We start from the raw sequence: 17,820 nt of genomic DNA on the forward strand, positions 1-17,820 counted from the left end.
GCCCCTGCCCCCGACCCGGCCCCCAGCCGTTTACGGACGGGACACGCCGCGTGTTCGCCCGCTCGGCGCAGCGTGTCTCGTCCGTAAGCGGATCGCAGAGGAGAGACGGATGCTGACACCCGACGACATCGCCGCGATCGCGCGGGAGCTCGCCGTAGCCGACCGCACGCACGGCGTGATCCCGCGGATCACGGCTCGGTATCCCGCTGCGACCGTCGAGGACTCGTACGCCATCCAGGCCGTGTGGCGGGACGCCAACATCGCCGCCGGACGCCGGCTGGTCGGGCGCAAGATCGGGCTCACTTCGAAGGCCATGCAGCAGGCGACCGGCATCAGCGAGCCCGACTACGGCGTGATGTTCGACGACACCGTGTACAGATCGGGCGCCGACATCCCCGTCGATCACTTCTCGAACGTGCGGGTAGAGGTCGAACTCGCCTTCGTACTGAAGGAGCCGCTCGAGGGCCCCGACGCCACGCTCGACGACGCGCTCCGCGCGATCGATGTCGCCGTGCCGGCGCTCGAGATCCTGAACTCGCACATCGAGCTCGACGGGCGCACGATCGTCGACACGATCGCGGACAACGCGGCATACGGCGCGATGGTGCTCGGCGACGAGCGCAGGCGCCCCGACGAGATCGACCTGCGATGGGTGCCGGGCGTCCTCTCGCGCAACGGCGAGATCGAAGAGACCGGGGTGGCCGCCGGCGTGCTCGGTCACCCGGCGACCGGAGTCGCGTGGCTCGCGAACAAGCTCCACCAGCACGGCGCCCGGCTCGAGCCGGGCGAGATCATCCTCGCCGGGTCGTTCACGAGGCCCGTGTGGGTCTCGCGCGGCGACACCGTGCGCTGCGACTACGGACCGATGGGAGTCATCGAATGCCGCTTCATCTGAACCCGACACTTCGCGCGCGCCTCGACGCCGCCGACCGCCCCCTCATCGGAATGTGGGTGACCTCGGGCTCGCCACTCGTCGCCGAAATCTGCGCCGGGTCCGGCCTGGACTGGGTGCTCATCGACATGGAGCATGCACCGAACGGGCTGGAATCCGTGCTCGCGCAGCTGCACGCCGTCTCGGCATACCCCGTGACACCGGTCGTGCGCGTGCCTATCGGAGACGTCGTCACGATCAAGCAGGTGCTCGACCTCGGGGCGCAGAGCATCCTCGTGCCGATGGTGTCGTCGGCAGGCGACGCGAGCGCCGTCGTCGAAGCCGTGCGGTATCCCCCGCGCGGCCGGCGGGGCGTCGGCTCGGCGCTCGCGCGCTCTGCCCGCTGGAACCGCATCGACGGCTACCTCGAAGGCGCCGACGAGCACGTGTCGCTGTTCGTGCAGATCGAAACGGCGGCGGGTGTGGATGGCGCGGCCGAGATCGCCGCGGTCGACGGCGTCGACGGCGTGTTCGTCGGCCCGAGCGATCTCGCGGCATCGATGGGGCTTCTCGGCCGGCAGACGCATCCCGATGTCGAAGCCGCCGTTCGACGCACCTTCGACGCCGTCCGTGGCGCCGGAAAGCCCGTCGGCGTGAACGCGTTCGACCCGGTGCTCGCAGATCGGTACCTCGCCGCCGGGGCGTCGTTCGCCCTCGTCGGCGCCGACGTGTCGCTCCTCGCCCGCGGCTCCGAAGCCCTCGCCGCCCGCTTCATCGGCGACGGCGGGAGCGGCACGGAGGATCGCGCCTCGTACTGACCCGACGCAGCGCGCCGCTGTCAACCCCCACGGCCCGGTAACGTCCCCGGCACCATGACGTGTCACGCTGTCTGACATGAAGAGAGACGTCGCGAGCCGCATCGAACTGAATGTCACCGAGCCCGCAGAGCTCGTCTTCTCGGTGGCGGTGAACGCCGACTACGCACCGACGACCGAGAACGTCACGTTCACGCTGGACGGAGAGCCACTCCCCGCCGAGGAGGTTCCCGACGCACACGGGACGCGCCTCCATAGCGTTTCGAGCCCCGTCGGCACCCTCGTCGCGACCTATGAGGCGTCGATCCAGGGCGAGGCGGCCTCGGCGCCGGCGAGCGCGACTGATCTGATCACCTACCGCCGGCCCAGCCGCTATGCCGAATCCGACGCTCTGGGCCCGACCGCGTTCGCCGAGTTCGGCACCATCGCCGATCCCGCAGAGCTCCTCGCTGCCGTGTCGGCCTGGGTCGGCACCCACCTCTCATACGTCAGCGGATCGAGCCTGCCGACCGACGGCGCCACCCGCACTCTGCTCGCCCGTCAGGGCGTCTGCCGCGACTACGCCCACCTCACCGTCGGCCTGCTGCGCGCGCTCAACGTGCCCGCGCGACTTGTCTCGGTATACGCCCCGGGCCTCTACCCGATGGACTTCCACGCGGTCGCCGAGGCGTGGGTCGAAGACGGCTGGCACGTCGTGGATGCGACGACGCTCGCCCCGAGATCGTCGCTCGTGCGGATCGCCACGGGACGGGATGCCGCAGACTCGGCGTTCCTCACCGTGATCTCGGGCCGCACCGATCTCGTCGACATGCAGGTCACCGCGGTCGTCGATGTGCTGCCCGACGACGATCTGACCCAGCTCGTCACCCTGCGCTGACGCTCGCACGACGCCCACCGGGCATGGCACAGTGATTCCATGAAGAAGTGGGCTGTCCGATTCCTGTCGCTGCTGGTGTTCAACGTCGTGGTGCTGCTGCTGATCGGGTTCTTCACCCCCGCGCGCGTGGGATGGTCGGCGCTCTGGGCCGGCGTCATCCTGACCGCGCTCGTGATCTGGATCAAGCCGCTCGTGCACAAGTGGTTCGCCTCGATGGCGGCGAAGTCCGCCGGTCAGCGCACCAAGGTCGGTGAGAAGCTCGTCGAGTTCTTCGTCGCGTTCGCCGTGGCGTTCCTGGTCTGGATCGTCACCGTGCTGCTCTCGGGCGTGAGCGTCGGCGGGTTCCTGTGGGGCTACGTTCTGCCGCCGATCATCCTGCTCATCGGGTGGGCGATCTACGACGCGATCGACGACAAGGTCGAGGCCCAGACCGCCGCGCTCTACGACAAGGCGACCGGCGGCAAGGCGACGACGACGGATGCCGCGTCCCCCGCCATCCCGAGCCCCGAGACGGCTTCCGCCCGACGCGAGCTGAACGACGGCCTGACCGAGGAGCAGCGGCGCATGCTTGACGAGCTCGGCAAGGGCTGACGCCTCAGCATCCGCGCTCCTCGTAACATTCCGACGTGCGAGGGCCGTCCGCCCGGTCCCGCGCCCAAGATGGATGAAGCGGCCCCCGACAGCACGGCGTGCCGCACCGAACCCGACTCCCGGAGGCTCGAATGTCGCGTCGCACCCCCTCTCTCCGCATCGCCGCCGCCGGCGCGGCGCTCGCCGTCCTCGCACTCACCGGCTGCGCCTCAGGCGCCCCGGCCGGCGGCGAATCCGATGCACCGGCCGACGCGGGGTGGGTCACCGACGGCGTCTTCACCGTCGCCACCGGCGAGCCGGCGTACTACCCGTGGGTCATCGACGACGCGCCCGAGAGCGGCGAAGGGTTCGAGGCCGCCGTCGCCTACGCGGTCGCCGCAGAGCTCGGCTTCGCCGCCGAGGACGTCGTGTGGGTGCGCACCGGCTTCGAAGAAGCCATCGCGCCGGGACCCAAGGACTTCGACGTCAACCTGCAGCAGTTCTCGATCACCGACGAGCGCAAGGAGTCGGTCGACTTCAGCTCGGCGTACTACGAGACCACGCAGGTCGTCGTCACGACGGGTTCGTCACCCGCCGCCGCGGCCACCTCGATCGCCGATCTCAAAGACCTGCTCATCGGGGCCCAGACCGGCACCACGAGCTTCACGACGATCGAGTCGGTCATCGCCCCCACGCAGGGCGCCCAGGCCTTCAACACCAACGACGATGCCAAGCTCGCCCTCGAGAACGGCCAGGTCGACGCGATCGTCGTCGACCTGCCGACGGCCTTCTACATCTCGGGCGTCGAGCTCACCGATGGCGTACTGGTCGGCCAGCTGCCGACTCCGGAGGGAGCGACCGGCGACCAGTTCGGCTTCGTGCTCGCGAAGGACTCCCCGCTCACCGATCAGGTCACCGCCGCCGTCGATGCGCTCCGCGAGGACGGCACGCTGGACGAGCTGGCCGCGCAGTGGCTCGGCGGCGAGGGCCAGGCTCCGCTGCTGAAGTGACCCGGCATCCCGTTAGCCTGACCGGATGACATCCTCATCCGGCCGGGAGGCCGTGGCGGTCGATGGGGCGCGGCGCGAAGTGAGCGTCATCGAGCTCGAACGCCGCGCGTTCCGAAAGCGACAGGGCGCTCGCTCGGTCGTCATCAGCCTCGTCTCCACCCTCGTCCTCGCGGCGATCGTCTGGGTGCTCGTGCTCAACACCCCGGGCTGGGATCGGGTGCAGCAGCAGTTCTTCAACGGCGAGGTGTTCCTCGCCTCGCTCCCGCGCGTGTGGGACGGATTCCTCCTGAATCTGCGCGTCCTCGCGATGGCGGCCGTCCTGGTGCTGATCTTCGGCCTGCTGCTGGCGACGCTGCGCACGCTCCGCGGTCCCGTGTGGCTGCCGCTGCGCGCGATCGCGGCCGGGTACACCGACCTCTTCCGCGGCATCCCGCTCATCATCGTGCTGTACCTCGTCGGCTTCGGCATTCCGGGGCTCCAGCTCATCCCGGTGCGGATGCCGTACGAGTTCTGGGGCACGATCGCGCTCACGCTGACGTACTCGGCGTACGTGTCGGAGGTCTTCCGGGCCGGCATCGAGGCGGTGCACCCCTCTCAGCGGCACGCCGCCCGCTCGCTCGGGCTGAGCCACGGTCAGACGATGCGGCTCGTCGTCGTCCCCCAGGCGGTGCGCAAGGTCACCCCGGCGCTCATGAACGACTTCGTCGCCCTGCAGAAGGACGTCGGCCTCATATCGGTGCTCGGCGCGATCGACGCGGTGCGCGCCGCGCAGATCGAGACGGCCGCGTACTTCAACTTCACTCCGTATGTGGTCGCCGGGCTGCTGTTCGTGCTGCTGGCGATCCCCACGATCCGCCTCACGGACTGGTACACCGCGCGCGTGCGCTCTCGCGAGCAGATCGGAGGGATCGTATGACCGGCGCGAACCCCGTGCTGCGGCTCGACGACGTCTGGAAGGCGTTCGGCGACCACCATGTGCTGCAGGGCATCGACCTCGAGGTCGCGCCCGGTGAGGTCGTCGCGCTCATCGGCGCGAGCGGCTCGGGCAAGTCCACCCTCCTGCGCACGGTCAACCTCCTCGAGCCGATCGACGACGGTCGCATCTGGCTGAGCGGCGCCGACATCAGCGATCCGCGCACCGACGTCGACGCCGTGCGCGCTCGTGTCGGCGTGGTGTTCCAGCAGTACAACCTGTTCCCCCACCTCACGGTGAAGGACAACATCACCCTCGCGCTCCGGCACGTCCACCGGTACTCGCGCAAGACCGCGGATTCAGCAGCCCTCGCGCTGCTGGAGCGCGTCGGGCTCGCCGATAAGGCCCGTGACCATCCCGACCGGCTCTCGGGAGGCCAGCAGCAGCGTGTCGCGATCGCGCGCGCTGTGGCGACCACGCCCGATCTCCTGCTGCTCGACGAGATCACGTCCGCGCTCGACCCCGAACTCGTCGGCGATGTGCTCGATCTCGTGCGCGCACTCGCCGATGAGGGGATGACGATCGTCATGGCGACCCACGAGATGGCCTTCGCACGCGACGTCGCCGATCGCGTGGTGTTCCTCGATGCCGGACGCATCCTCGAGCAGGGCACGCCCGCGGAGGTATTCGGCGCCCCGCGCGAGGAGCGCACCCGCACGTTCCTCTCGCGGTTCACCGCGTAGTCGAGTCAACCTGTTGACATCAGCCGTGTCAACTGGTTGACTCAATGCGTGTCCGATCGCCTCACCTTCACGCTCCACGAAGTCGTGGCCGCCATCGACTCCTATGCCGACAGTGTGCTGCAGGAGCGCTACGGCGTGACCTTCAACCACTTCCACTTCCTCGCCGTGCTCTCAGATGTCGAGCCGTCCGACATGACGACGCTCGCCGCCTGTCTCGGCATCACGAAGGCCGCCGTCAGCAAGCGCGTCCCTGCCCTCGTCGCCGACGGCTGGATCACCTCTGAGGCGGGCGTGGGGCGCAGCATCCTGCTCACGCTCACGCCGCGCGGTGCCGCCCTCGTGCGCGACGCCGGCAGCGCTCTCGAAGCCGAGTTCACCGCGCTCGTCGGCGACCCGGCACTCGGCGCCGATCCGATCGACGCGCCCCGGCTGAACCGCCAGCTTGCGGCGCTCGCCACTCTCGTCCAGCAGAAGGAGCACCACGCATGACCTCGCCCGCCCGCATCCTCGTCGTCATCGGAAGCCCGATCCCCGATAGCCTCAACCACGCGCTCGCCGAGTCCTACGCTGAGGCGGCCGCCGCGGGTGGGGCCGAGGTGCGAATCGTCGATCTCGCGCAGGACGCCGTGCCGCAGCATCCGTCCTCACGCGGCGAGCTGCGCACCCCGCGCACCGACGACGACCCTGCCCTCGCCGACGAGGTCGCCGCCTACACCGCCGATGTCGCGTGGGCCGACCACCTCGTGTTCTTCTTCCCGCAGTGGTGGGGTGGGTACCCCGCAGTGCTGAAGGCGTGGATCGACCGCGTGTTCCTGTCGGGCTTCGCGTTCCGCTACCGCGAGCGCGGCCGGTTCTGGGACAAGCTGCTCACCGGACGCACCGCGCGCATCGTCATGACGATGGACTCCCCCGGCTTCTGGAACGCATGGGTGTACCGCGACGCGGCGATCCGGCAGCTCCGAAACGCGACGCTGACGTACTGCGGCATCCGCGTCCGCGGCGTCACGCGCCTGTCGGAGGTGCGCCACCGCGCCGATGCCGACCGCACGCGCTGGGTGGGCGGCATGGCCTCTTTCGGGGCGACGGATGCCGAGGCCGTCGTGCCGCGCGTGCGCGACGCGCTCGTGCCGGCCTGAGCTGTTACAGCCGCTCCGCCGCCTCGACGACGTTCGTCATGAGGAGCGCCACCGTCATCGGACCCACGCCGCCGGGGTTCGGCGAGAGGAAACCGGCGACTTCTGCCACATCGGGATGCACGTCGCCGTAGACCCGGTTCTTGCCGGTCTCGGGCTCGGTCTCGCGTGTGACGCCGACGTCGAGCACGGCGGCGCCGGGTTTGACGTCCTCTGCCCGCACGATGTGCTTGACGCCCGCCGCCGCGACGATGACGTCGGCCTGCCGCAGGTGATGGCCGAGGTCGTTGGTGCCCGTGTGGGTCAGCGTGACCGTCGCGTTGTACTCGCGGCGCGTGAGCAGCAGGCCGATCGAGCGGCCGATCGTGATGCCGCGGCCGACGACCACGACGTGCTTGCCGTTCAGGTCGTATCCGTTGCGGTCCAGCAGCTCGATGACGCCCCGGGGCGTGCACGGCAGGGGCGAGGTGATCGGCGTGTTGACGTTGAGCACCAGGCGCCCGAGGTTGGTCGGGTGGAGGCCGTCGGCATCCTTCGCCGGGTCGATCCGCTCGAGGATCGCGTCGGTGTCGAGGTGCTTGGGCAGCGGCAGCTGCACGATGTAGCCGTGGCACGCCGGGTCTGCGTTGAGCTCGTCGATCAGCGCTTCGACGTCTTCCTGCGTGGCGTCCTCCGGCAGCTCACGCTGGATCGAGTTCATGCCGATCGACTCGGACTCGCGGTGCTTCCTGCCCACGTACAGCTGCGAGGCGGGGTCGGCGCCGACGAGCACCGTCGCGATGCCGGGCGTGATCCCGCGCTCCGCGAGGGCCGCGACCCTCGCGCGCAGCTCTTCCTTGATGCCTGCCGCGGCCGCGCGTCCGTCCAGAATCTGCGCCATGACTACTGCTGCAGGCCCGGGTACAGCGGGAACGCGGCCGTCAGCGCGGCGACGCGGGCGCGCAGCGCCTCGACGTCGGAGCCGGGGAGGAGAGCGAGCGCGATCACGTCGGCGACCTCGGTGAACTCGGCGTCGCCGAAGCCGCGGGTCGCGAGCGCCGGGGTTCCGATCCGCAGGCCCGAGGTCACCATCGGCGGACGCGGGTCGTTCGGCACCGCGTTGCGGTTCACCGTGATGTGGATCTCGTGCAGCAGGTCTTCGGCCTGCTTGCCGTCGATCTCGGCGTTGCGGAGGTCGACGAGCACGAGGTGCACGTCGGTGCCGCCCGAGCGGACCGAGATGCCGGCACCGGCGACATCGGCCTGCGACAGGCGCTCGGCGATGATGTGCGCGCCGCTGAGCACCCGCTGCTGGCGCTCCTGGAACTCCGGAGTCGCTGCGAGCTTGAACGCCGTCGCCTTCGCCGCGATGACGTGCATGAGCGGCCCACCCTGCTGACCCGGGAACACCGCGCTGTTGATCTTCTTCGCGATGTCGGGGTCGTTCGTGAGGATGAAGCCCGAGCGGGGTCCGCCGATCGTCTTGTGAACGGTCGAGGAGACGACGTGCGCGTGGGGAACCGGGTTCGGGTGCAGGCCGGCTGCCACAAGGCCTGCGAAGTGAGCCATGTCGACCCACAGGAGAGCTCCGACCTCGTCGGCGATCGCACGGAACGCGGCGAAATCGAGCTGTCGCGGGTATGCCGACCAGCCGGCGATGATGACCTTGGGCTGGTGCTCGATCGCGAGGCGGCGCACCTCGTCCATGTCGATGATCGAGGTCTCGGGGTCGACGCCGTACGCGACGATGTTGAACAGCCGGCCCGAGAAGTTGATCTTCATGCCGTGGGTGAGGTGACCGCCCTGGTCGAGCGAGAGACCGAGCAGCGTGTCGCCGGGGCGGGCGATGGCGTGAAGGACCGCAGCGTTCGCGGTCGCGCCCGAGTGAGGCTGGACGTTCGCGAACTCGGCGCCGAACAGCGACTTCGCCCTCGCGATGGCGAGCTCTTCGGCGACGTCGACCTCTTCGCAGCCGCCGTAGTAGCGGCGGCCCGGGTAGCCCTCGGCGTACTTGTTGGTGAGCACCGAACCCTGCGACTGCAGGATCGAGACGGGCACGAAGTTCTCGGACGCGATCATCTCGAGATAGCCGCGCTGGCGGTCGAGCTCGCGCTCGAGCACCTGTGCGATCTCGGGATCGACTTCGGCGAGCGGGGCGTTGAAGAACTGATCGGTCATGACTGGCTCCTGACGTATGACGGCAAACGGGAATCCGCATCGGCCCAGGCGCGCGGTCGAATGCCGTGTCGATCGCTCCCCGGTGGTGGTCCACCTCAACGCCAGTCGCGACCGTCCGAGCATAACCGATGCCACACGCCTCGACCTCGCCGATGACGTCCTGCTAGGCTGACGTCAGCCTTTTGTTAGGACTCTTTACAAGGAGGCGCCGTGCCGCTCCCCGCCCTCGTGCCCGCTGTCGCGTCCATCGACGCGTCGGGCGACGCGCCCTTCCACCTCACCTCCGACGTGAGGATCGAGGGCGAGACGGATGCCGCGGCCGCGCTCTCGGCGATCCTCGAGGCCCGCACCGGACTCGCTCTCGGCGCCGACGGCGGTCCCGCCACGGTGACCCTGCAGGTCGAGCCCGGCGGCGCCGCCGAGTCGTATCGACTGACGACTGATGCCGACTCCGTAGTCGTCATCGGCGCTGATGCAGCGGGCCTCTTCTACGGCGTGCAGACGCTCGGCCAGCTCGTGGCCCGCGGCGACGACGGATGGGTGGTCCCCGCCGTCACGATCGAGGACTCCCCCCGCTTCGCGTACCGCGGCGTCATGCTCGACGTCGCGCGGCACTTCCACCCGGTGAAGACCGTCGAGGCCTACATCGACCGCGCGGCGACCCTCAAGTTCAACGCGCTGCACCTGCACCTCACCGACGACCAGGGGTGGCGCCTCCATCTCGATTCGCGGCCCGAACTGACCGCCGCCGCCTCGGCGACCTCGGTCGGCGGCGATCCCGGCGGCTTCTACTCGAAGGCCGACTACCGCGAGATCGTCGCGTATGCGGCATCCCGCCACATGATCGTGGTTCCCGAGATCGACATGCCCGGCCACACCCACGCCGTCGGCCTCGCCTACCCGGCCCTCGTCGAGGAGCCCGTGCTCAGCGAGCACATCCACGAGACGGTGCGGGTGTACGGCGGCGACCTGCCGGTCACCGGCGTCGCGTACGACGGCATCGCGGTGGGGTTCTCGTCACTACGGATCCACGATGAGGCGACCTACGAATTCGTCGCCGACGTGTTCGGCGAGCTCGCCGGCATGACCCCCGGCCCGTACCTGCATCTCGGCGGCGATGAGGCGCTCGGCACCGCCCCCGAGGACTTCGCCCAGTTCGTCGCTCGTGCGAGCGACATCATCGCCGACCTCGGCAAGACCCCGGTCGCGTGGCACGAGGCCGGAGCCGCCGCCGGGCTCGCCGACACCACGATCGGCCAGTACTGGGGCTTCGTCACCCCGACCGACGGCATGGACGACCGTGCGCGCGCGTTCGTCCGCAACGGTGCACAGCTGATCCTCTCGCCCGCAGACGCGATCTACCTCGACATGAAGCACTCCGCAGACTCACCGCTCGGCCTCGTTTGGGCGAACGGGCCGACGAGCGTCGCGCGCGCGTACTCATGGGAGCCGTCCGACGTCATCGCGGGCATCGACGACACCGACATCCTCGGCGTCGAGGCGCCACTGTGGACCGAGACGATCCGCGCCCTCGACGACATCGACGAGATGACCTTCCCGCGCATCGCGGCCGCGGCCGAGGCGGGATGGTCACCGGCCACCGGAGCGAGCGACCTGCGCACGTGGGCGTCGTTCCGCGAGCGCGTCGGCGCCCAGGGTCCGCTCTGGGCGAGCCTCGGCATCCGCTTCCACGCCTCCGACGAGATCCCGTGGGTCGCCGAGTGAGCACGATCGTCCACTCGGCGCGTCTCGTCGGCGCCGAAACCGCCGCGAGCGGGAACGACGCGTGGGTGCGCTTCGACGACGGCCGCGTGAGCGCGATCGGCTCGGGGACGGACTGGCACCAGCAGAGTGCCGACGCGATCGTCGACGGACAGGGCGGATGGCTCTCGCCCGGGTTCATCGACATCCACGGCCACGGCGGCGGCGGCGCGAGCTTCGACGACGGTCCCGTCGCGATCCGCGCGGCCCGAGACCTCCACCGTGCCCACGGCACGACGCGCGCCGTCATCTCGCTCGTCACCGCGTCGATCGACGACATGGTCGCGCGCGCGTCGATGGTCGCCGACCTCGCCGCGACCGACCCGACCATCCTCGGCTCGCATCTCGAGGGCCCCTTCCTCGACCCGGGGCACAAGGGCGCGCACACTGCGGCGCTTCTGCGGGCGCCCGACGCGGCATCCGTCGACCGACTCCTCGAAGCCGGACGCGGCACGATCCGGCAGGTGACGATCGCCCCCGAGATCCCGGGCGCCGATGCCGCGATCGCGCGGTTCGTCCACGCCGGCGTCGTGGTCGCGGTCGGACACACGGATGCCGATGCCGACACCGCACGCCGGGCCTTCGACGCCGGCGCGACGCTGCTCACGCACGCGTTCAACGCGATGCCCGGCATCCATCACCGCGCGCCGGGACCTGTCGTCGCGGCGCTGCGAGATCCACGCGTGACCCTCGAGATCATCGCCGACGGCACCCACGTCGACCCGGACCTCATCGCGATCGCGTTCGACGCGGCACCAGATCGCATCGCGCTCGTGACCGACGCGATGGCGGCAGCGGGCGCCGGCGACGGCGCCTACGTCCTCGGCGGACTCCGCGTCACCGTCGCCGACGGCGTCGCCCGCCTCGACGACGGCGGCGCGATCGCCGGTTCGACGCTGACGCAGGATGCCGCACTGCGGTGCGTCGTCGAGGCCGGCGTCGCTGTCGACGCTGCGATTCGAGCAGTCACGGCGACGCCTGCGCGCGCCGTCGGTCGCGGCGACCTCGGCACGCTGGCCGTGGGCGCGATCGCAGACGCCGTGCTGCTCGACGACGCTCTGCGCGTCCGGCGCGTGTGGGTCGACGGGGTCTGAAGACCCTGGATCGGAGAGGGTGGGGCTGGAGGTCCCTCCCCCGAGTTCCCTCCAAGCCCCACCGCCGGGTCGATCGGCGATCGCCACGACCCGATGTCCGCTCATGCCCCCAGCACGGGGCGGACAGTGTCTCCTGCCCCAAGAGATGCTCCGGAGACTGATCCATTACGCGAGTCGTCGAGAATTTCTCGTCGGATCCCGGAACCACGCGAGAACCTGGCGGAAAGGCGCGCGAGCGGCGAGAATGGTCAGGCCCGCCTCGGCGCCGATCCGTTCGGCCCGAGACCCTGAACGACACACCGCAGTGGCGGAGAGCCGATGACGATGCACCACGACGAGACGCATGTCGATGCCGTCGCCGACCTCGGCGACGCCGATCTCGTCCTGCGCACTCGTTCGGGCGACCCCGATGCGTACGGCGAACTGTGGCGGCGCCACTACCGAAGCGGCATGACCGTCGCACGGAACGTCTCGACAAGCCTGGATGCCGACGACCTCGTGCAGGAGGCCTACACCCGCATCTACCAGGCCATCCGCACCGGCGGTGGTCCGACCGGGTCGTTCCGCGCCTACCTGTTCACCAGCATCCGCAACACCGCCGCCGGCTGGGGCCGCGCTCGGCGCGAGACCGCGGTCGAGGCGCTCGACACGGTGGAGGATCCTGCCACGACTGAGCAGGCGACGAGCGAGGCGCTGGATCGAAGCCTCACCCACCAGGCCTTCCGAAGTCTGCCCACGCGGTGGCAGGAGGTGCTCTGGTACTCCGAGATCGAGGGAATGAAGCCGGCTGAGATCGCGCCTCTGCTCGGCATGAAGGCGACCGCAGTCGCGCAGCTCACGTTCCGCGCACGCGAGGGCCTGCGTGAAGCCTGGATCCAGGCGCACTTGAAGTCGGTCGTCGACGGATCGCCCTGCCAATGGTCCATCGAGCGTCTCGGCGCCTACGCCCGCCACAACATCGGCCAGCGCGACCGCGCCAAGGTCGAGGATCACCTCGCGTCGTGCGTCCGCTGCGCGATCGTAGCCAGCGAGGCGAAGGAGGTGTCGGGTCGCCTGGCGCTCGTGCTGCTGCCGCTCGCGGTCGGCGCGACCGGCACCGCCGGCTACCTCGCCACCCTGCAGGCCGGCGCCGTGCCGACCATCGCCCTCGCGGCGATGCCGTCCGCGGTCATGCAGGGCGCCGTCACGGTTATTCCGCTCGCCCCCGCAGCCTTCGGGGTCGGCGCGGGCGGATTCTCGTCGGTCGGCGCGGCCGGCCTCGGCACGGCCGGAACCGCCGGGGCGGCGGGCACCGTGAGCGCGGGTGCCGCGGCGACCGCGGCGGCCGCAGGGGCAGGAGCCACCGGAGTCGCCGCGGTCGGCGCGGGGACGGCCGCGACGGCAGCCGCTGCCGGCGGCATCCTCTCTGGAGTGGGCGCCGTTGCCGGCGCGATCAGCGTCGGCGCCGTCATGGTGACCACGGTGGTCGCCGCCGCCATCGGAATCCCCGGTATCTCCGCCGCCGATGCGATCACCCCGCAGACCAGACCCGCCATCGTCATCGAGGCTCCCGACCGCGCGCCTGCCGATGTCGCGATCGGCGGCGAGGAGGACGCGACGGATGCCGTCGGCGAAGTCCCGCCGGCCACGCCTGTCACGCCCGCGGCACCCGAGACCGCGCCTCCTGCCGCCGTCGAGACCGGTGCGCCGACATCGCAGGGGGCGACGCCCGCGACGCCGGCCGCGCCCGCCACCCCGGCGGAACCCGCTTCCCCGGCGACGCCGGTTGCCCCAGCGGAGCCCGCCCCGACCGAGCCGGCTGCTCCGGCCACGCCGGCGACGCCTGCCACCCCGGCGACGCCCGCAACGCCCGCAGAGCCCGCCACTCCCGCCAAGCCGGCGACACCCAAGCCCGCGACACCGAAGCCCGGCAACAAGCCCGCCGACGCCGGGCTCGGCAACAAGCCGGCCGACGCCGGTCAGAGTGGCGGCGCCGTCCAGGGCAACGCCGCGGGCACGGGTCAGGAGCGCAAACGCACTCTGCCGGACGGCGTTCCCGCAATCGTCGGCGGATCTTCTGCGGCCGGAGTCGCCGAAGGAGAGACTGTGGTGACCATGACGATCACCGGTGAGCCCGGCGCCATCGTCCAGGCTCGCCTGCGGGGCGCGGTGCGCGCCACGCAGACGATCGACGAGACGGGCTCTGCCGTACTCGCCGTCGCGGTCGACGCCCTCGAGGTCCGGACGGATCAGCGCGTCGAAGTGCGGTATGTGAACGGCCCCCACTCCGGCAACCCGGCTTACGCGAAGCTCTCGACCCTGCGCTGAGACTCCCCGCGGACGCGATGCCACCGCCGTCTGGGGCGACCCCCTCGCCGTAGAATGGAGGCCATGTCCGATCTGCCTGCCGTCACGCCGCACAAACCCGCGGAACCCACGCCGGGAATGCGGACGCCGCTTTCGGCGATCGACCTCCTCGCCTTCGTGTGCGAGCTCTTCGCCTTCGCGACCCTCGCGATCTGGGGTTTCGCGTCCTGGCTGTTCCCGTGGAACATCGTCGCGGGCATCGCCGCCCCGCTCGCCGCGATCGTGGTTTGGGCGCTGTTCGTCTCGCCGCGCGCGGTGCTCGCTGTGCACCCGTTCGTGCGCGCCCTCGTCGAACTGCTGGTGTATGCCTCGGCGACGATCGCATGGTGGAGCATGGGTCAGGCATGGGTGGGCCTCGTCTTCGGAGCGATCGCCGTCACCGTCGGCGTGATCGCCGGTCGGCGCCGGTTCGCGTGACCGCACCCGCCCGGGTCCTCGATCGGCTGCGGGAAGCGCTCGGCGATCGCGTCGACACCGGTTCCGAAGCGCTCGCGGCCGCACGCGCCGACGAGTCGGGGCATGCGGCAGTCGGCATCCCCCTCGCCGTGATCCACGCGACCTCGACCGCCGACGTCCAGCAGACCCTCCGCATCGCGAGCGAGACGGGCACACCCGTCGTGACACGCGGCGCCGGTACCGGGCTCGCCGGCGGCGCCAATGCCGGTGCCGGCGAGATCGCACTGTCGCTGCGCCGCATGGACCGCATCCTCGAGGTTCGACCCGACGACCTGCTCGCCGTCGTCGAACCCGGTATCCTCAACGCCGACCTCAACGCCGCGCTCGCCGAACACGGACTCTGGTGGGCGCCCGATCCTGCGAGCCGCGCGATCTCGACGGTCGGCGGCAACATCGCCACGGGTGCCGGGGGTCTCCTGTGCGCGAAGTACGGGGTCGTGCGCGATGCCGTCCTCGGCATCGACCTCGTGCTCGCCGACGGTCGGCTGATCCACCTCGGCCACCGCAGCGTCAAGGGCGTCACCGGACTCGATCTCACGTCCCTCGTCATCGGATCGGAGGGCAAGCTCGGCGTCGTCGTCGGGGCGACGCTCAAGCTCCGCCGGCTCGTCCCCGGCGAGGTGTGCACGATCGCGGCGACCTTCCCCGATGTGCGCTCTGCCGCCACGGCATCTGCCGCCGTCACGGCGTCGGGCGCCCAGCCGGCGATCATGGAGCTGCTCGATGCGGCGTCGCTCGCGGCGATCCACGCCCTGCTGGCGTTCGAGCAGCCCGCACCTCGCACGGCTCAGCTGACGATCCAGACCGATGGCCTGCAGGCTGCCGCCGAGGGCGATGCGATCGCCGGATTGCTGCGCGGTGCCGGCGGCACCGTCACGATGACCCACGATCGCGCCGAGGGCGAGCGACTGCTCGCGGTTCGACGGTCGATGCACGCGGCGATGGCGGCCCTCGGCACGACCCTCATCGAAGACGTCGCGGTTCCCCGCAGCGCCCTGCCGGCGATGTTCGATGAGATCGCACGCATCGAGGGCGAGTACGGGATCGTGATTCCGACCGTCGCGCACGCGGGCGACGGCAATCTGCATCCGAACTTCGTCTTCGACGGCCCCGACGTGCCCCCGCACATCTGGGATGCCGCCGACGACCTCTTCCGCTCGGCGCTGCGGCTCGGCGGCACCCTCACCGGCGAGCACGGGATCGGCGTGCTCAAGCGCCGGTGGCTCGTGGACGAGCTCGGCGACGACCAGTGGGAGCTGCAGCGTCGGATCACCGCGGTGTTCGACCCCGCCGGCATCCTCAACCCCGGCAAGGTCTTCGCGCGATAGCGCCCGCTAGAGTCCTTGCCACTCCGGCTTGTTCGCGAAGGCGTAGCGATAGTAGTCGGCGTGGGCGAGGGCGGATGCCGCACTCTCGTCGACGACCACCGTCGCGTGCGGGTGCAGCTGGATCGCCGATCCCGGGAGCGACGCCGTCACGGGGCCTTCGACCGCACCGGCGACCGCTTCGGCCTTGCCCGCGCCGAACGCGAGGAGCACGATGTGGCGCGCCCGCATGATGGTGCCGAGCCCCTGCGTGATGCAGTGCCGCGGCACGTCGTGGACGCTGTCGAAGAATCGTGCGTTGTCCTCGCGGGTCTGCTCGGTGAGGGTCTTCACGCGCGTGAGAGATGCGAACGACGAACCGGGTTCGTTGAAGCCGATGTGCCCGTCGGTGCCGATGCCGAGGATCTGCAGGTCGACGCCGCCTGCTTCGACGATCGCACGCTCGTAGTCCTCGCCCGCGTGCTCGATGCCCGCGAGGGAGCCATCGGGAACACGCACACGCGCCGGGTCGAGCCCGAGCGGCTCGACGACCTCGCGCGCGATCACCGCGCGGTAGCTCTCGGGGTGCGCGGGGTCGATCCCCACGTACTCGTCGAGCGCGAAGCCGCGCAGCTGCGAGACGTCGACGCCTGTCAGACGAGCACGCAGCGCCTCGTACACCGGAAGCGGGGTCGATCCGGTCGCAAGACCGAGCACCACGCGCGGGTCGAGACGTACGATGCGGGCGATCTCGTCGGCGACGATCGCGCCCGCCTCCGCCTGGTCGCGGACGATTACGACCTCAGCCACGGCTGAGCACCCCGGTCTGGTCGAGCTCGCTGCGCGATGCGCCGATGAGCGCCGCGCCGAGCGCTGCTGCGGGCGAACCCGCCGGCAGCAGCTCGACGCGATCCTGCAGATGCAGCGAGCGCATGAACGGCGAGGCCTCGGCACTGGCGGCGAGCTCAGCGGCGACATCGGCCATCAGCCTGTCGCCGAGTGCGGTCACGCCGCCCCCGAGCACGACGACGTCGACATCGGCGGTGAGCACGAGCACCCGCACCGCCGCGGCGACACCGGTCGCGAGGCCTGCGCGCAGGGCCCGCGCGGCAGGGTCTCCCGCGTCGGCGGCGTCGAACACGTCACGGACCGGCAGTGCCCCGGGGCGACCCCAGCGCTCGGCGATCGCGCCGCCGCCCGCGAGGGCTTCGATGCAGCCGTGCTGCCCGCAGCGGCACAGGGGGCCGCGGGGATCGACCGAGATGTGTCCGACCTCACCGGCGGTGCCGCGCGCGCCGCGCCACAGGGTTCCGTCGGAGACGATGCCGGCCGCGATCCCCGTGCCGAGGTTGAGGTAGGCCATCGAGCCCGAGCCGCCGTGCAGGGCGAAGGCGCCGAAGGCCGCGGCCTTCACGTCGTTCTCGACCTGCACCGGCACACCGAGGTGGGGCGAGAGCGCGGCGGCGAGATCGAGTTCGTCGACACCGAGGTTGACGGCGTGGACGACGCGAGCCGTGCCCGGCTCCACCTGACCCGGGATGCCGATGCCCACCGAGCGGATGCTCGAGGCATCGACGGCGTCCTGCGTGCCGAGGACGCGAACGGCCTCCAGCACCGTGCGGATCACGGCATCCGGGCCCCACCCTGTGGCGAGGCGGACGCGGCCTGCGATCTCGCCGTTGTCGTCGACGGCGACCGCGTCGGTCTTCGTGCCGCCGATGTCGAGCCCGACCTTCATCGGCCGACTTCCCGACGGAAGGCGGCGGTTCG

The 17,820-nt window shown here is 70.8% G+C and carries 18 protein-coding genes and 1 riboswitch; of the genes, 14 read left to right on the forward strand and 4 right to left on the reverse strand.

All coding sequences use genetic code 11. From position 1 onward, the window contains the following. The first annotated feature begins 109 nt into the window (after positions 1-109). The 9 genes from FFS15_RS06220 (at position 110) to FFS15_RS06260 (ending at position 6,935) form a co-directional block, all read left to right on the forward strand. Positions 110-895 (forward strand): fumarylacetoacetate hydrolase family protein, encoded by a 786-nt coding sequence (locus tag FFS15_RS06220; RefSeq protein ID WP_137844152.1) that lies wholly within the window; start codon positions 110-112, stop codon positions 893-895. Beyond that, positions 880-1,689, forward strand: coding sequence for an HpcH/HpaI aldolase/citrate lyase family protein (locus FFS15_RS06225; protein WP_137844153.1), 810 nt, complete (start codon positions 880-882; stop codon positions 1,687-1,689). The genes FFS15_RS06220 and FFS15_RS06225 overlap by 16 nt, the downstream gene beginning before the upstream one ends. Positions 1,690-1,765: 76 nt before the next feature. After that, positions 1,766-2,563, forward strand: a complete 798-nt coding sequence (locus FFS15_RS06230) for a transglutaminase-like domain-containing protein (RefSeq protein WP_137844154.1) — start codon at positions 1,766-1,768, stop codon at positions 2,561-2,563. A gap of 39 nt (positions 2,564-2,602) precedes the next feature. After that, positions 2,603-3,154 (forward strand): hypothetical protein, encoded by a 552-nt coding sequence (locus FFS15_RS06235; protein ID WP_137844155.1) that lies wholly within the window; start codon positions 2,603-2,605, stop codon positions 3,152-3,154. Positions 3,155-3,285: 131 nt separating this feature from the next. After that, on the forward strand, positions 3,286-4,143 hold the full coding sequence (locus tag FFS15_RS06240) for an ABC transporter substrate-binding protein (RefSeq protein WP_137844156.1): 858 nt from the start codon (positions 3,286-3,288) through the stop codon (positions 4,141-4,143). A gap of 25 nt (positions 4,144-4,168) precedes the next feature. Beyond that, positions 4,169-5,059: an amino acid ABC transporter permease gene (locus FFS15_RS06245; RefSeq protein ID WP_137844157.1), complete on the forward strand. Its 891-nt coding sequence runs from the start codon at positions 4,169-4,171 to the stop codon at positions 5,057-5,059. Next, positions 5,056-5,799, forward strand: a complete 744-nt coding sequence (locus FFS15_RS06250) for an amino acid ABC transporter ATP-binding protein (RefSeq protein ID WP_137844158.1) — start codon at positions 5,056-5,058, stop codon at positions 5,797-5,799. The genes FFS15_RS06245 and FFS15_RS06250 overlap by 4 nt, the downstream gene beginning before the upstream one ends. Before the next feature lie 48 nt (positions 5,800-5,847). Further along, entirely contained in the window at positions 5,848-6,288 is a 441-nt protein-coding gene (locus tag FFS15_RS06255) for a MarR family transcriptional regulator (protein WP_137844159.1), read from the forward strand. After that, positions 6,285-6,935: an NAD(P)H-dependent oxidoreductase gene (locus FFS15_RS06260; RefSeq protein WP_137844160.1), complete on the forward strand. Its 651-nt coding sequence runs from the start codon at positions 6,285-6,287 to the stop codon at positions 6,933-6,935. Before FFS15_RS06255 ends, FFS15_RS06260 begins: the two co-directional genes overlap by 4 nt. A gap of 4 nt (positions 6,936-6,939) precedes the next feature. Here FFS15_RS06260 and FFS15_RS06265 read toward each other — a convergent pair whose 3' ends face one another. Then, positions 6,940-7,812: a bifunctional methylenetetrahydrofolate dehydrogenase/methenyltetrahydrofolate cyclohydrolase gene (locus FFS15_RS06265; RefSeq protein WP_137844161.1), complete on the reverse strand. Its 873-nt coding sequence runs from the start codon at positions 7,810-7,812 to the stop codon at positions 6,940-6,942. Between the two features lie 2 nt (positions 7,813-7,814). Continuing rightward, positions 7,815-9,089: a serine hydroxymethyltransferase gene (gene glyA, locus FFS15_RS06270; RefSeq protein ID WP_137844162.1), complete on the reverse strand. Its 1,275-nt coding sequence runs from the start codon at positions 9,087-9,089 to the stop codon at positions 7,815-7,817. 35 nt (positions 9,090-9,124) lie between these two features. After that, positions 9,125-9,208: riboswitch (ZMP/ZTP riboswitch) on the reverse strand. A 91-nt stretch (positions 9,209-9,299) separates the two neighbouring features. On the opposite strand from glyA, the gene FFS15_RS06275 reads away from it, so the two are divergent. The 5 genes from FFS15_RS06275 (at position 9,300) to FFS15_RS06295 (ending at position 16,074) form a co-directional block, all read left to right on the forward strand. Next, positions 9,300-10,814, forward strand: coding sequence for a beta-N-acetylhexosaminidase (locus FFS15_RS06275; RefSeq protein WP_137844163.1), 1,515 nt, complete (start codon positions 9,300-9,302; stop codon positions 10,812-10,814). After that, a complete protein-coding gene (gene nagA, locus FFS15_RS06280) occupies positions 10,811-11,944 on the forward strand; it encodes an N-acetylglucosamine-6-phosphate deacetylase (RefSeq protein WP_137844164.1) in 1,134 nt (377 codons plus the stop codon). Before FFS15_RS06275 ends, nagA begins: the two co-directional genes overlap by 4 nt. Positions 11,945-12,262: 318 nt before the next feature. Next, a complete protein-coding gene (locus tag FFS15_RS18950) occupies positions 12,263-14,251 on the forward strand; it encodes a sigma-70 family RNA polymerase sigma factor (RefSeq protein WP_137844165.1) in 1,989 nt (662 codons plus the stop codon). Between the two features lie 63 nt (positions 14,252-14,314). Next, positions 14,315-14,707, forward strand: coding sequence for a YrdB family protein (locus FFS15_RS06290; RefSeq protein WP_137844166.1), 393 nt, complete (start codon positions 14,315-14,317; stop codon positions 14,705-14,707). After that, positions 14,704-16,074, forward strand: coding sequence for an FAD-linked oxidase C-terminal domain-containing protein (locus FFS15_RS06295; protein WP_249353785.1), 1,371 nt, complete (start codon positions 14,704-14,706; stop codon positions 16,072-16,074). Before FFS15_RS06290 ends, FFS15_RS06295 begins: the two co-directional genes overlap by 4 nt. Positions 16,075-16,080: 6 nt before the next feature. On the opposite strand, the gene FFS15_RS06300 is transcribed toward FFS15_RS06295, so the two are convergent. Together FFS15_RS06300 and FFS15_RS06305 are read right to left on the reverse strand one after the other, a co-directional pair. Further along, on the reverse strand, positions 16,081-16,860 hold the full coding sequence (locus FFS15_RS06300) for a glucosamine-6-phosphate deaminase (RefSeq protein ID WP_137844168.1): 780 nt from the start codon (positions 16,858-16,860) through the stop codon (positions 16,081-16,083). After that, on the reverse strand, positions 16,853-17,788 hold the full coding sequence (locus FFS15_RS06305) for an ROK family protein (RefSeq protein WP_137844169.1): 936 nt from the start codon (positions 17,786-17,788) through the stop codon (positions 16,853-16,855). The genes FFS15_RS06300 and FFS15_RS06305 overlap by 8 nt, the downstream gene beginning before the upstream one ends. Positions 17,789-17,820 lie beyond the last annotated feature (32 nt).

This window comes from Microbacterium sp. 2FI (genome assembly GCF_005502885.1).
Lineage (GTDB): Bacteria > Actinomycetota > Actinomycetes > Actinomycetales > Microbacteriaceae > Microbacterium.